The following is a 15,016-nucleotide window of genomic DNA, read 5'->3' as shown; positions in this document are numbered from 1 at the left end:
GGACGAGATACATACCACACACATTGACTGTCATCAGCACACGCTGTTAAATTGTTGGCATGCCGGTCTATAGTAGACGACAAAGGAGGCATCCCCGATGAGGTGCCGCCCGGTCATTCTTCTTTATTTTATGCTTTCCGCAGAACTTCCTGCATGCGCCGCAGGGCCTCCTGGATGCGTTCCTCGCGCTCGGTCATCGAGATGCGCACATATCCCTCGCCAGCTGAACCGAAATTGGTGCCAGGGGTGATAAAGACGCCGGCCTGATCAAAGAGCCAGCTGGTAAAGTCGCGCGAGGTATAGCCCTGGGGCACATGGGCCCAGACATACAATCCGGCCCGCGTCTTCTCCGCCCGCATGCCCAGCGCGTTACAGCCCTCTACCAGGAGGTCGCGTCTGCGCTGATAGATGACGTTGCGCTCGGCCAGCCAGGACGATGGCAGGCGCAACGCTTCGATGGCCGCGTACTGCACCGGTCGGAAGATACCACTATCAATGTTGCTCTTGAGGCGTCCCACCGCATCCACCAGATCAGGATTGCCCACCAGCATCCCGATGCGGAAGCCGGCCATATTATAGGTCTTACTTAATGAATGCAATTCGACCGCCACATCGCGCGCGCCCGGTACTTGTAATATACTCATCGGCCGAAAATCATCAAAATAGACCTCTGCATAGGCCATATCATGGATAATTACGATGTCATGGCGCCGGGCGAACTCGACTGCGTGCTCAAAAAAGGCGCGATCGGCACAGGCCGCCGTTGGATTGTTGGGGTAGTTAAGCCAGAGCACACGCGCGCGCGACAGCACGGACTCCGGGATGCTATCCAGGTCGGGCAGGAAGTGCTGCTCCTCGCGCAACGGCAGCAGGTATGGCTCGGCTCCCAGCGTGGTCGCACCTGAAATATAGACCGGATAGTAGGGATTGGGTGTCAGCGCGATATCGCCAGCATTGAGCACCGCCGTCGCCGCGTAGGCCAGGCCCTCTTTGGATCCCAACAGGGGCAGGATATCCTGCTCAGGGGTCAACTGGACCCCGAAGCGGTTCTCGAACCACTCGGCGATCGCTTCGTGCAGGGCGCGCATGCCGCGATACTCTGGATAGCGATGGTTCTCACCATTCTGCATGGCGGCGCACAACCGCTCGACCACGGCCGGTGGCGCCGGAAGATCCGGATCGCCCATCGACAGCGAGATCACATCCACCCCGGCCGCCCGCCGGTCGGCAATCTTTTGTTTCGCATTGGCAAAATGATATGGAGGTAAACTATTAATCAGGTTTGATAAGCGCACGAATAATCTCCTCTCTATTCCTCTCTATGTTATACCATGTTTCCTCGCTCACGCGAGTGGAATCATAAGACTCATCTGAATGGATCTTGTTTTTTGTTGGCGAACGTGATCGCCTCCGCACGGGCGTCCGCGTGCGCGGCCGCACTAGTTTTATATATGTGTGCAATAGGGGCGCGGATGCAGCCCCTATTGCACACATATATAAAAGGTTGTTGAGCCACACAGGTGCGACAACGCATGCGGCGAAGAGATGCAACAGAGCAGGGACGCCTTGCAAGGCGTCCCTGCTCTGTTGCATCTCTTCGCCGCATGCACGGCTTAATCCATGGGCTCGGCCTCGTACCAGTTTTTACCCATCTTCATCTCTACGGTGATTGGCACGTCGAGATCGGCGACGCCCTCCATCATTGAACGGATCAATTTGCGGGCGCGCTCAAGCTCTTCAACCGGGACCTCGAAGACCAGTTCGTCGTGCACCTGCAGGATCATGCGCGTCTTCATCTTCTTCTCCTTGAGGGCATGATGCAAACGGATCATGGCGATCTTGATCAGGTCGGCGTTGGTGCCCTGGATCGGCATGTTGATGGCCTCACGCTCCAGCGCCTGGCGCTCCGTGTGCGAGAGGGCATGCATATCGGGGAAGAAACGCTTGCGTCCATACAGGGTATTCACGTAGCCCTGCGTCCTGGCCTGCTGCAGCGTGCTATCTACATACACCTTCACGTTGGGGAAGATCTCGTGGTAGTGCTTGATAAACTCGGCCGCCTCAGGGGTAGACATGCCGGTCACGTTGGCCAGGCCATAGGCGGACTGTCCATAGAGCACGGCATAGACCACCGTTTTGGCCAGGCGGCGCTGGTCTTTGGTCACGCTTTCGACCGGTACCGAGAACAGGGTCGAGGCGGTAATGGTATGGATGTCTTCATTATTGCTGAAGGCTTCAACCAGGCGTGGCTCGTGCGTGATATGGGCCAGGATACGCAGCTCAAACTGCGAGTAGTCGGCGGTCAACAGAACATAGCTGGGATCGGCGATAAAGGCGCGCCGGATCTGGCGTCCGAGCTCAGTGCGGACAGGGATATTCTGCAGATTCGGATTGCTGGATGACAGGCGACCGCTGGAGGCGATCGTCTGGTTGAACGAGGTATGGACGCGTCCACTATGGGGCTCCATTAGCGTGAGCAGACCATCGATGTAGGTTGACTTGAGCTTGCTCAGCTGGCGATACTCCAACAGATAATCCACAACCGCGTGCTTACCGCGCAGGTTCTCAATCACATCGGCGCTGACCGAATAGCCGGTCTTGGTCTTCTTGCCGGAGGGAAGCTGTAGCTCAACAAAAAGCACATCCGCCAGCTGTTTGGTCGAGTTGATGTTGAAGCGATGGCCAACCTGCTCATAGATGGCCTTCTCCATCTCGGCCAGCTGATCCTCCAGCGTCTTCCCGAACTCGCGCAGGAAGGGCTCATCGAGGGCCACACCATACAGCTCCATCTGCATCAAGACGTTGATCAGCGGGAGCTCGATGCGCTGATACATATCCATCAGTCCATGCTGCTGCAGCTCTTCTTGAATCGGCTCAACCAGGCGCAGCGTCATATCGGCGTCGGCCCCGGCGTAATCGGCGGCCTTGCGGATAGGGACCTGGGCCATGCTAATCATCTTGCTGGCCGTACCGATCAACTCGCTGATCGGGGTCATCACGACGCCCAGGCGCTGAAAGGCCTGGTCCTTGAGTCCCACTCCGCGTCGTCCGGGCTCAGCCAGGTAGGCGCCCAGCATACAATCGAAGGCCAGACCCTTAACATCGATGCCGTAGCGCAGAAAGATCGCCAGGTCGTACTTGGCATTGTGCATATACTTCAACACCTGCTCATTCTCCAGCACTGGCTCCATCTTCTCCAGCACATAGGCAAGTGGTAGCTGCGTATCGGGCTCCTGTCCATCGGGGGTCCTGGTATGGCCCACAGGGATATAGTATGCCTCCCCGGGCGCCATTGAAAGCGAGATACCCACCAGATCGGCATGGCGCGGCTCGTTGGAAGAGGTCTCGGTATCGATGGCGAAACGGCCCGCATCGGTCAGACTCTTCACGAGGACCCGCAGTCCCTCCTCGCTGTTCACGATCATCGTGCTGGTCTGTTTGGCGCCCTCACGATCGGCGAACAGTGCACTGGAGGGGCTCGGCATACCCGGCAGGCGTAGCTTATGCACCACCTCTTCATGCGGCGCCTCCACCTCGAATAGGCTCAGCTGGGCGGGAGATTCTTCTCTGGTGGCGACCGCCACGGCAGCGGGCGCGTTCGTAACACCATCACCAGCGCCAGACCGGGCATTGAGCGGAACCAGCACATCGGGCTCAACCGCGGTCTCTTCGCCCGGTGGCAAAGGTGGCAGTAAGATAGGCACGACGCCCATAGGGGCCGCCAGACGGGGATCTTCACCCGGAGCTAGCTCAGTACCGTCGGTGCTCGGCAGTTCAGCGGAGGAGGCGGCCGTCGCTGGAGCAACAGAGGTATGGGACTCCGAAACGGTCACGCCCAGCTGCTGAAAGAGTGACAGCGCCCGCTCGATCAGGCTACGGAACTCGAGCTGGCGGAAGAGCGTGATCACCTTCTCGCCATCGACATCGGTCATGCGACAGGCCTCTAACTCCATCTGCACCGGTGCGTCCAGCACGATGGTGGCCAGGTACTTACTCTGCCGGGCCTGTTCCGTCGCGGCACCGATAAGCTTCTGCTCCTTCGGCTTCAGGGCATCCAGGTGCGCCAGGATCCCCTCCAGATCGCCATATTCGCCGATCAGGCGACTGGCCGTCTTCTCACCGATACCCGGCACGCCCGGAATATTATCCGATTTATCGCCCACCAGACCCTTAAAGTCAGGCAGCTTCAGCGGATCAAAGCCGTAGCGCACCTGTACCTCGTGCTCATTGTATTCGGTGACATCGGTAATGCCGCGCTTGGCGACCTTTACCAGCACATGCTCATTGACCAGTTGCAGGGTATCCATGTCACCGGTATAAATAATGGTATCCACACCTAGCTTGTTCGCCTGCACCGATAGCGTGCCCAGGATATCATCCGCCTCAAAGCCATCTTTTTCATAAATCTCGATGCCAAACGACTCCACCACTTCCCGGATGCGCGCGAACTGCGGCTTCATATTATCAGGCAGGGCCGGGCGGTGGGCCTTATAGGGTATATATTCCAGGTGGCGGAAGGTCGGAGCCGAGCGATCAAAGGTCACGGCGATATAATCGGGCCGCTCCTCCAGCAGAGCCTTCATCAACATCGAGGTAAAGCCAAAGGTCGCATTGACCGGCTCCCCGGCGCTGGTCGAAAGGTCCTCAGGTACCGCGTGGAAGGCACGGTGAATAATCGCATGCCCATCTATTAAGACTAGTTTTTTACGTTTCATCTCGGTGGCCACTTCTTTCTCATTCCCTCAATTCTCTATCTATCTTATTCCAATTTGCGGCGTCAAACGCGGAAATCAGATGGACCTTTCACACCGGGTGGCATTTGCCTTTGCTGTATTTTAATATGTTTAGGCCGAGATGTATAGTATAGTCAACTGGCAGGTGGTGTGGTAGATGGCTCATCCTCGAACAGACACATAAGACGTATAACCACAGATCCGGGCCAGATCCACATAGCTGCACCCCCTGTGGTACGAACAGTCTTTATGAAAGTGTTACATCTGTTCATCATAATAAAGAACAAAGAGGATTCTATGCCGCAGAGTAATGTCGTTATGGAGAGGCACCGGGCCGGTGCAGGAGAGCAGAAGATGGCAGAGGAGAAAAAAGAGGAGTTGTTAACCGTGCGCGAGGTGGCCCGCCGTTTACGGGTCGACGATACCACGGTACGCCGCTGGATCAAAAGTGGAGCGCTGGAAGCGATCACACTTCCCCATCGAGGAAAGCGCCAGGCATATCGTGTGAAGCGTTCAACGCTGGACACGCTCCTTGGTGGAGAATTGCCAGAAGCCTGATGCATGCTCATCTACTTCGCACGAAGCTAACCACATACTTTCAACCCGTAACGCTCCATGCCTGCTGATAGCGGCAGGCTCACCATCAGCGGCTACGGGTTTTTTCCCTATATATACAGACTATAAACATCAACATGCAATCCTACGATGATAAACGACGGATGCGCAGACACCGATAGGATCCACGCATACACTGAAAGAAGAGAGGTATAGTGAGAGATTCCTCTCATCGCTGTGCGTCTCGCGCGTCCACGCTTCAGCAGTTTGTGCCATATCTGCCAGCTTCATGGGAAACGGGGACAAAGAAACCGCCTGCACGCACAGCAGCCTCTCAAGCGCATCATATCAACCAAAAAACAAAGAACAATAACTATATGGAGAGGCCCCGTATGAAAATAGCTATCACCGGTGGAGCGGGCTTCGTAGGGAGCCAGTTAGCAAGAGCATATCTGGACGCAGGGCATGACGTTTTCGTCATCGACAGCCTCACGGCAGGTTCACGACAGACCATCGATCCACGCGCCCGTTTCTATCAGATCGATGTCCGCGATAGCAACTTGCGGCAGCTATTGCAGAGTGAACGTCCGGATATTATGAGCCACCATGCAGCTCAACAGCACGAACCAGGAACGGCTGAACACGCCCTGAGGGACGCAGATGTCCACGTGAGAGGATTAATCAATGTTCTGGATAGCTGTGTCAGTGCCTCGGTCACACATTTTGTCTTTGCCTCCGGCGGAAACAGCATGTATGGACCGGTCGATCCCGATCAATTGCCACTCAATGAAGAGCACGCGCTCTACCCACGCAGCGCGCACGACATCAGTAAAGTCGCCGGCGAGTGGTATGTGCGCTATTATAGCCAGCAATATGGTCTCACCCATACCATCGTGCGCTACGCCGACATCTATGGGGAGAGCAGCAGTCCACGCGCCAATCATCCACTGAGCTACTTTATTCAGATGCTCATGAAGCGGCAGCGCTCAATTATCTATGGGACTGGAAACGAACTGCGAGATCACATCTTTATAGATGATATCATGCGGGCTCATCTACTTATGATAAAAAATCTCACACGCACAAAAAACACTACTATGCATCTCAGTTCAGGGCATGGGTATTCGCTCAACCGGCTCTATCATATGGCGGCCGCGGTGGTAGAAAGCGCTATCGAACCCACCTACCTTGGCGGTCCCTATCTGAAAGCATCTTCGGTGATCCTGGACAACACGCGCGCCGGGCACATTCTGGGCTGGCAGCCGCAGGTCAGCCTATCAGAAGGGGTACGCCTGGCGGTTGCTCGCCTGCTTTCGGGCAAGGAGGCGCAGCCCCAACGTCCCACGGCTGAACCTGTTCCCGTCAGGCTGGTGGCCGAAGCCACGCTCACGCGAGCATAAACAAAATAGTATGAGGGTGCGGCAGAGGCGCGAATACGCCTCTGCCGCACCCTCACAAAAACCTGTGCGGTCGCCCGCCTGTGCGCGGGTGCGAAAGTTATTGTTGCAAGCCACTGACCACGCGGGCATATTTTTCTGCCAGCGCCTGCGCCTGCTCATTGGAGACCGACTCGGCGAACACATGGAAGAACGGGGCATCCGCGTCCGGCAGAACCAGCACCCATTCCTTGCCCAGGTCGATCTTGATACCATCGATCGGCTTGGCACGTCGCTCTCGATACTGCTCACTGAGGATGCGCATCACTTTTCCTTTATGCTCCCAGGGACAGGTGACGCGGGCACTGCTCATGTAGTAGGCAGGCAGGTCGTCAACCACCTCGGAGAGGCGCATGTTAAAGGTCGCCAGCAGTTCCAGCAACTTGGCGATCGCCAGCATGCCATCAAAGGCCGGATGCATTTCCGGGAAGGCGAACTGACCACTGCCATCGCCTACCAGCACGACCCCCTCGCGACCGGCGGCCGTCATCAGGGCGTGGGGCAGAACCTTGGTCTGCTGGATGGTGCCCTCGTAGCGATCAGCGATATGCTGGAGCGCGCTGGGAGCGGTCACCGGAGCGGCCACCGTACCATTGCGATGCTGACGCAGAAACAGACTGGTCATCACGGACAGGATCTTCATCCCGTCCAGGATGCGACCGCGATCATCCACAACCGAGATGCGCTCGCCGCTGGGATCAATACGAATGCCCAGATCCATATTGAGGGCCGAGCTAATGGTCGCCAGTCGCTGCATATCCTTATTAAACTCGTCAGGTGTACGGGAGGTCCTGGCCTCTTCTACACCCGAGTTGAGCACAATAACCTCACAACCCAGATTATTGAGAATGTTTGACAGCATGTCGACGGTACTACCATGGGCGTAGTCAACCACCAGCTGATACTTGCGCCTGCGCACCACCTCGTGGTCCACCACCTTATTGAAGCCCTCAAGGTAATGGCCAACCACGTCGGTATTGCTCAAAACGTCGATCGCGCCAATCTCATCCAGGTAGACGCGGCGGAAATCCTCGCGGAAGTATAAATTTTCAATCTTACGTTCAGTTGTCTTATTGATATCAAGGCCATTTTGATCAAAAATTTTAATTTCCACGACCCGCTGATCAACCGGAGACATACTCACATGTACGCCACCGACCGCCTCGGTCGTGCGGATAAAGTAGCGCGCCACCGGCAAGGGGACCTGATTGATATCGTGTACATCGATACCCGCTGATGGCAGACCGGCATTGATGCCACGTTTGATCATGCGCGAAGTACGATGGGTATCGCGATTGAGGCAGACCACCGAGCCTTTCGGCAGGATACCGCCGTAGGCCGCGCCCAGTTTGGTCGCGAACTCAGGCGTCAGATCCACATTCACCAGCCCGGTCACACCGTAGCGGCTAAAGAGGCCACGCCGACCCTGTGATCCCCAGATAATACTGGTATTGACCACCGCGCCAGCTTCAATCTCTTTATCCGGCCAGATTTTCACGTTCGGCTGGATGATCGCGCCATCCTGGATAATAGAATTATCACCGATCACCGATCCCTCAAACATCACGGATTTACTCTTGATATTTGAGGACGAACCAACGATCGCCCCACGCAGCTCCGCGCGATCTCCGATATACGAATTATTCCAGACGATACTGCGATCCACCTGGGCACGTTCATCAACGATCGAATAGCTGCCGATCATGCTCGGGCCATGGATAATCGCGCCCGCGCGCACCTTACAGTCGCGACCCAGGTAGACTGGACCATAGAGCTGTGCGTCCGGATCGATCTCCGCGCCCTCTTCGCACCAGATGTTGTTGCCGATATGTTTGGCGGGAATCTCCAGATTGACGTTATGCTGCAGCATATCGGCGTTGGCGCGCATATACTCGCTCAGGTTACCCACATCGCACCAGTAGCCCTCAGGAGCCACATAGCCATAGATGGGATCGCCCTGCTTCAACATCATCGGGAAAAGTTCCTGGCTGAAGTCAAACTGCTTATCGCGCTCAAAGTAGGAAAAAATTTTGGGATCGAGCACGTAGATGCCTGTATTAATAGTATCGCTAAACACCTCGCCCCAGCTTGGCTTCTCCAAAAACTGCGTGATATGGCCATCCTCATTGGTAATGATAACGCCATATTCCAGAGGATTATGCACATGAGCCAGAAGGAGGGTCGCGAGTGATTTTTTCTCGTTATGGTATTTGATCACTTCAGTCAAATCATAATCAGTAAGGGCATCCCCACTAATTACGAGGAAAGGCTCGGTTAATTGGTCTTCGGCATTCTTCACGCTACCCGCTGTACCCAGAGGCACATCTTCGCGGGAATAGGTAATACGCATTCCCAGCTGTGAACCATTGCCAAAGTAGTCTTCAATGCTATTCGCCAGATATTGAACCGTGACGACGACCTCGGTGATGCCATGGCGCTTCAACAGGTTAAGTATGTGTTCCATCACAGGTTTGCCTACGATAGGAACCATTGGCTTTGGCCGTCGAATCGTCAATGGTCGTAGCCTCGACCCTTCCCCTCCGGCCATTACAACCGCTTTCATAGAGGCCTCCCTTGTAATTCAGGTAACCAGCCTGGTCACCCGGCTGTTATCGGAAATATAAGGACGGCGTAGCAATGCCACGCCGTCCCATCAGCTCCACTAAATTCATTGTACAACATCCGCGAAGAGCGTCGCAAGATCACTTTTCACGCTATTATCGGTCCCCACTACCATTCACTAAACCGCCCATGTTCTACCATCCAACGTACGAAACGATGGTGATTCGTCTCTTCAGTTGCCTTGCGTTCCTCATACTCCTGCTGAAGTTGAATGAGTCGTTGTGCTTCCTCTACAGTAAAACCCTCATCCAGGAGGGCATCGACAAGCAGATCCATATATTGCTGCATAAAAAGTCCTCCTTCCTTCGCTTCTACTACTTTACCAACCAATTATGCAAACACCATACGTCTACTCAGCTGACCAACCGCTCCGGCTCTACCGTTGAGCACAAGTTACCTGGATAGTAACTCATCCGGGTTTGATTATCAGTCGGTTAGTCAGACGAATAAGCGTGAAGTGCCGGCGCAATCATTGGTCGGAACACAGACAGCTATCTCTTTTCAAATGAGTTCAGATGAACCGTCCACCACCCACAACCGGAAGAAAATGAAAACAGATAGTGCTGTTTATGCAGTTGCCAGTTTCAGTACTCATAGTCATCACGATTTTCACCGCTAACTAGATCCAAAATGTTCACTAGTAAGCAGACGCAGATGTCGGCATAACTGGGCCAGAACCGCGAGGAAAAATGCCGATTGCGCTGCCCTGAAAACAGATCAACAGTGATACAATGACGGCATGGAGTGCGTTCGTAACAGAGACACCATCATCTTACAACCACACTAGCCTCTTATCTGTTACTTACACTAGTATAGCATATGGTCATCTGGCTGTGCCACTTTGTAGTGTCAATCATAAAAACGTCATCCATTCGTCTTATCTCGCGCCTGCGCCGGGCAGCCAGAAAAACATTTACTACAGGAATAGATACGTAAAAAGTGATCCATTTTCACACGATCTTCACATACTATGGTAGAGCATGAAGCCTCATGAGGGGCCACTTGTGCGTATTGATCGCCTCTATGCTCCGAATGAGTTTTAAGATAAAGCTTGACAACAATTAAATCTCGATGGTACAATATCGTCATCGAAAGGAGGTGGTGTGTAATGATTGATAGTATTAGCTGCACAGGCAGCAGTGTTAGATCTCACACCTTCCAGACGAGAGGAATGAGCTGCTAGTTAGCTTGCCATCTCGCACACCCGGCTAAAGCCAGGTGGAGGTTAAAAGAACAGATACTGGCAGGTAGAGTATTCCACCTGTCTGTGCAGCACCTCCCAGAGCATTGGCGAAAAGACTGATTTGCCCTTGCTCTGGGATTTTTGTAAATCCGAGCAAGCTCATCCAGACCAAACGGGCACGCCAAACGCTTTTATATCAGGCACCTTATTTTAAAAGCGCATACAACACAAAAGCACACCCAACCTATGTGCTCTATTCCTATTATAGAGCTTAACAGTGCGTGCTATCTTCCAATTACGCTATTCTGATGCTCTTTTGGGAATACATTCTTGTAGATAGAAGTGATAGAGCTTGGACGAATTTGAAACCACAACATCCAGATCTTTAGATGTCGCAGATATTCGGCATCAGTTAAAGACCGAGCTACTTGGCACCGGCAACCATATTGTATACTCACCGACGGTAGATTCAACCAACTCTCAGGCTATGAAACTGGCCCGAGAAGGATCAGAGGAAGGGGTAGTAGTACTCACCGATAGTCAGACGGCTGGCAAGGGCAGGCAGGGGCGGCGTTGGGTGGATGTAGCTGGCCTGAACGTGTTGTCATCTACGGTGCTTCGACCATTATTCCCACCATATCAGCTGGTAATGATCGCTTCACTGGCGGTCGTCGATACCATCGCCGATATTTGTAATATCCAGGCAACGATCAAGTGGCCCAACGATATCCTGATTGGTGAACGTAAAGTCGCTGGTATTCTCATTGAGACCAGTCATGATCAGATGGGTCGGCTCGTTGCTATCATGGGCATAGGCGTCAATGCTAACGGGCATATCTCGCATTTAAGTGCGGAACAACCTTCGCTACAACAGGCCGATGCAGAGCTGCTGAAAAGAGCTACCACCCTTGAGGAATCAAGTGGCCATGTAGTGAGCCGCGAAATGTTTATTGCCCGCCTGCTTTATCAGATTGAAACACGCTATCTTGCCTTACAACGAGAAGCGCAAGCCTATGTAAATGGTCCCATCTCTCGCTTGATACGAGAGCAATGGCGCAATCAACTTTCGACCCTGGGTCGTACGATACAGGTACACCAGGGATCGAAACTACTCAGCGGCGTAGCTGAGGACGTGAATGATCAGGGAGAACTGTTACTCCGCAGTCATTCCGGTGAATGTATCAGTATTACCTGGGGAGATATCGAATAACACCCACGATCATCCCTCTTCCCACAATACTGGAGAGATGTACGAGATAAGTCGGAGGTCCCCCTCCGCCATACAAACGAGAGGATGCAAAACATGGAGTCACAAGAAATTTTCCTCACCAATGACGGATTGCAGCGTGCGGCTCATCAGCTTGAATTTTTACGCACCGTCAAACGTGCCGAAATTGCTCAGTATCTTCATGATGCCAAAGAATCTGGCGATGTCATCGATAATGCCGCCTATGAAGAGGCCAAAAGCCAGTATGCCCAGCTTGAAGGCCGGATCGTAGAACTCGAAGAGATGCTGGCCCGCGCACAACTGATTGATAATATACATAGTGACGTCGTTTCTCTCGGCTCAACTGTCCACCTGGAAACCAGCAACGGCCGCACCTATTGCTACAAACTGGTTGGGGCATTCGAAGCAGAGCCCAGCGCAGGCCGTATTTCTAACGAGTCACCCGTCGGCAAAGCACTAATCGGGCATAAATCCGGTGACCTTGTCATTGTCTCCACTCCCGGTGGCGTGAAAGAATACACCATCACCTCCATTGAGTAGCGCCACATAGCGCGCCACGCCAGATACCAGATACGACCTGCAAAGCATCCTGCGATGGCTTGCAGGTCTTTTTTATTGCTGTGCCTCGAAAAGCCTTAGATGCGCGCCTTCGGCCCCTGACGCTACGCACCTGTGGTGCTCACAATATTTCATGGTATCGGCGCGACACAACAGGTGGGTGCGGATGCACCCACCTGTTGTGTCGCGCCGATACCATGAAATAATTCTGCTATCTAGACCCCGAAAACAATGCTACAATACAGCTACAGGCGCCAGCAAGCAGCACAGATTTTTGCATCCATGCAAGTACATTTTGAAGAAGGTTGAGCTTACGATGACTGAAGAGCGAGATATACGCATCCAACACTTACAGGCCCTGCGTGATCAGGGCATCAATCCTTATCCCCACGCAGTTGAGCGCACACATACCATTGGGGATGTGCTTAAGGACTTTGATGCTCATGCCGGACCCGATGGCTCCTATACGCTGGTTGGGCGAGTGCGGTTACTGCGTGAAATGGGGAAGGCATCATTCGCTCAGATTGAGGATGGCACGGGCCGCATCCAGATATATATTCGCGTGAACGATGTCGGCAAGGAGACCTATCAACTGCTGAAGCTGCTTGACCTGGGGGACTTCGTCCAGGTGCATGGCTTCCTGTTCTATACACGCACGGGCGAAAAGACCTTGCATGTACAATCGCTGCGCGTCCTCTCAAAAGGACTGCGTCCACTGCCAGAAAAATACCATGGCCTGGAGGACCGGGATACGCGGCAGCGCAAGCGCTACCTGGACTTGATCGCCAATGGGGATGAGATCAAGAATATCTTTATCACACGTAGCCGCCTGATTACGGCGATGCGCCAGTTTCTCGACAACGAGCAGTTCATCGAGGTCGAGACCCCCATCCTACAACCCATCTATGGTGGCGCCAATGCCCGGCCATTTACTACCCATCACAATACGCTGGATCGGGACCTGTTTCTGCGCATCGCGATCGAGCTCTATCATAAGCGCCTGCTCGTTGGCGGCTTTGAGCGCGTCTATGAGATTGGCCGTAGCTTCCGCAACGAGGGCATCGACCGCAACCATAATCCAGAGTTCACCCTGATCGAGTTCTACATGGCCTATGCCGATTATAACGACACGATGACACTGGTCGAAAACATGCTGGCCTTCATCGCCCAACAGGTGAAGGGATCGACCCGCATCACGTACCAGGAGACCGAGCTTGACCTGACGCCCCCCTGGAAGCGCTATTCCTTATTAGAGGTCATCCACCAGTTTACAGGCATAGACGTGCAGAAGTATCCAGATCGCGAAAGCCTGGCGGCGGAGATGAGGGCCAGAAATTTTGAGGTTGATCCCAGACTGGGCTATGGGCGGCTGATTGAGGATCTAAAGAGCGCCATGTTCCGCCAGGGCCATGCGGAACTGCGCCAACCCCTCTTCCTGATCGACTATCCCGAAGATGTTTCGCCTCTGACCAAGAAACATCGCACGCTGCCGGGAATGGTCGAGCGCTTCCAGCCCTTCATCGGCGGCCTGGAGTGCGGGAACGCCTATACTGAGCTCAACGATCCACTCGATCAGCGGGCCCGCTTTGAAGATCAAGCACGCCAGCGCGCCCAGGGAGACGAGGAGGCCCAGGTATTGGATGAAGATTTCCTGGAGGCCCTGGAGGTGGGAATGCCTCCCACCAGCGGCGTCGGCCTGGGCATCGACCGCCTGGCCATGCTCTTCTCCGACCAGGAATCGATCCGCGACGTCATCCTCTTCCCCACCATGCGCAAATCCGCCGACGAAAGTTAGGGGGCGGAAAAAAAGAAGAGGAACAGGCCTGCCACAGCAGGCCTGTTCCTCTTCTTTTTTTCCGCCTTTCTACCTTTTTTAATGCATCTATTTATTAGAGAAGGATAGAAGGTGAGGAGGGGCTGTGTGGGGTGATGTGATACAGCGGGCATTGGATCTGTTGTTTCCGCCGCAGTGCGTGCGGTGTAAGGCCAGTGGGGATGTGCTGTGCGCGCGTTGTGCCGCGACTGTTTCGTGGTTCAGGCCGCCGCTGTGCTATGGCTGTGGTCTGCCGCCTGGTAATGGCGGCATACTGTGCGCGCGCTGCCAGCATCAGCCGCTACAGTTGAGCGGCGTGCGGGCGGTTGGCGGCTATCAGGAGCCGCTGCGCTCGTGTATTCGTGCCCTGAAATACCAGGGCAACCGGCGCCTGGCTGAACCACTGGGATGCCTGCTGGCGCGGGCCTATCAGCACTATGGGCTGCAGGCAGATATTATCATTCCCGTCCCACTCCATCCAGAGAAGCAACAACAGCGTGGCTATAATCAATCTCAACTATTGGCAGAATCGTGTGCACATTTGCTACGACTCCCCATGTATACCACTCGGCTTCAGCGCTTGCATAATGCGCCCGCCCAGGTGACATTAACCGCGCGGCAGAGACGAAAAAATTTACAGGGCGCCTTCAGTTATACCCCGCAAGATACAACCCAATCATTATTTAAGCGTAGAATTCTTATTATTGATGATGTTTGCACAACAGGTGCGACGTTGGAAGCCTGCGCGGCTCCCCTTTTCGCGGCTGGCGCACAGGCCGTGTGGGGACTGGTGCTGGCGCGTCCACTCGGCGATGCGCGCATTGATAATAATAAGCTATAAGAAAAAAGGACACCTGTACTTCTTTGCTACATCACCATGTACAAAAC

The 15,016-nt window shown here is 54.1% G+C and carries 10 protein-coding genes; 6 read left to right on the top strand and 4 right to left on the bottom strand.

Going from position 1 to position 15,016, the window contains the following annotated elements; genetic code table 11:
* Positions 1–128 precede the first annotated feature (128 nt).
* Both AABA21_RS31190 and polA read right to left on the bottom strand, forming a co-directional pair.
* Positions 129–1,295: an LL-diaminopimelate aminotransferase gene (locus AABA21_RS31190; RefSeq protein WP_338256263.1), complete on the bottom strand. Its 1,167-nt coding sequence runs from the start codon at positions 1,293–1,295 to the stop codon at positions 129–131.
* Between the two features lie 318 nt (positions 1,296–1,613).
* The gene (gene polA / locus AABA21_RS31185) at positions 1,614–4,715 is read right to left on the bottom strand and encodes a DNA polymerase I (protein ID WP_338256261.1); all 3,102 of its coding nucleotides are present in this window, start codon (positions 4,713–4,715) and stop codon (positions 1,614–1,616) included.
* Between the two features lie 315 nt (positions 4,716–5,030).
* Between polA and AABA21_RS31180 the strand changes: the two genes are divergently transcribed.
* The gene (locus tag AABA21_RS31180) at positions 5,031–5,291 is read left to right on the top strand and encodes a helix-turn-helix domain-containing protein (RefSeq protein ID WP_338256259.1); all 261 of its coding nucleotides are present in this window, start codon (positions 5,031–5,033) and stop codon (positions 5,289–5,291) included.
* A 389-nt stretch (positions 5,292–5,680) separates the two neighbouring features.
* The gene (locus AABA21_RS31175) at positions 5,681–6,688 is read left to right on the top strand and encodes an NAD-dependent epimerase/dehydratase family protein (RefSeq protein WP_338256256.1); all 1,008 of its coding nucleotides are present in this window, start codon (positions 5,681–5,683) and stop codon (positions 6,686–6,688) included.
* A 97-nt stretch (positions 6,689–6,785) separates the two neighbouring features.
* On the opposite strand, the gene AABA21_RS31170 is transcribed toward AABA21_RS31175, so the two are convergent.
* Both AABA21_RS31170 and AABA21_RS31165 read right to left on the bottom strand, forming a co-directional pair.
* Positions 6,786–9,287: a sugar phosphate nucleotidyltransferase gene (locus AABA21_RS31170; protein WP_338256254.1), complete on the bottom strand. Its 2,502-nt coding sequence runs from the start codon at positions 9,285–9,287 to the stop codon at positions 6,786–6,788.
* Between the two features lie 167 nt (positions 9,288–9,454).
* The gene (locus tag AABA21_RS31165) at positions 9,455–9,634 is read right to left on the bottom strand and encodes a hypothetical protein (protein ID WP_338256253.1); all 180 of its coding nucleotides are present in this window, start codon (positions 9,632–9,634) and stop codon (positions 9,455–9,457) included.
* A 1,247-nt stretch (positions 9,635–10,881) separates the two neighbouring features.
* On the opposite strand from AABA21_RS31165, the gene AABA21_RS31160 reads away from it, so the two are divergent.
* The 4 genes from AABA21_RS31160 (at position 10,882) to AABA21_RS31145 (ending at position 14,969) form a co-directional block, all read left to right on the top strand.
* On the top strand, positions 10,882–11,739 hold the full coding sequence (locus AABA21_RS31160) for a biotin--[acetyl-CoA-carboxylase] ligase (protein WP_338256252.1): 858 nt from the start codon (positions 10,882–10,884) through the stop codon (positions 11,737–11,739).
* Positions 11,740–11,832: 93 nt separating this feature from the next.
* On the top strand, positions 11,833–12,297 hold the full coding sequence (gene greA / locus AABA21_RS31155) for a transcription elongation factor GreA (RefSeq protein WP_338256249.1): 465 nt from the start codon (positions 11,833–11,835) through the stop codon (positions 12,295–12,297).
* Positions 12,298–12,631: 334 nt separating this feature from the next.
* The gene (lysS, locus tag AABA21_RS31150) at positions 12,632–14,110 is read left to right on the top strand and encodes a lysine--tRNA ligase (RefSeq protein ID WP_338256248.1); all 1,479 of its coding nucleotides are present in this window, start codon (positions 12,632–12,634) and stop codon (positions 14,108–14,110) included.
* Between the two features lie 124 nt (positions 14,111–14,234).
* Positions 14,235–14,969: a ComF family protein gene (locus AABA21_RS31145; protein WP_338256246.1), complete on the top strand. Its 735-nt coding sequence runs from the start codon at positions 14,235–14,237 to the stop codon at positions 14,967–14,969.
* Positions 14,970–15,016: the final 47 nt, after the last annotated feature.

It is taken from the genome of Dictyobacter halimunensis, assembly GCF_036245075.1.
This window is presented reverse-complemented; position numbering and strand designations above follow the sequence as displayed.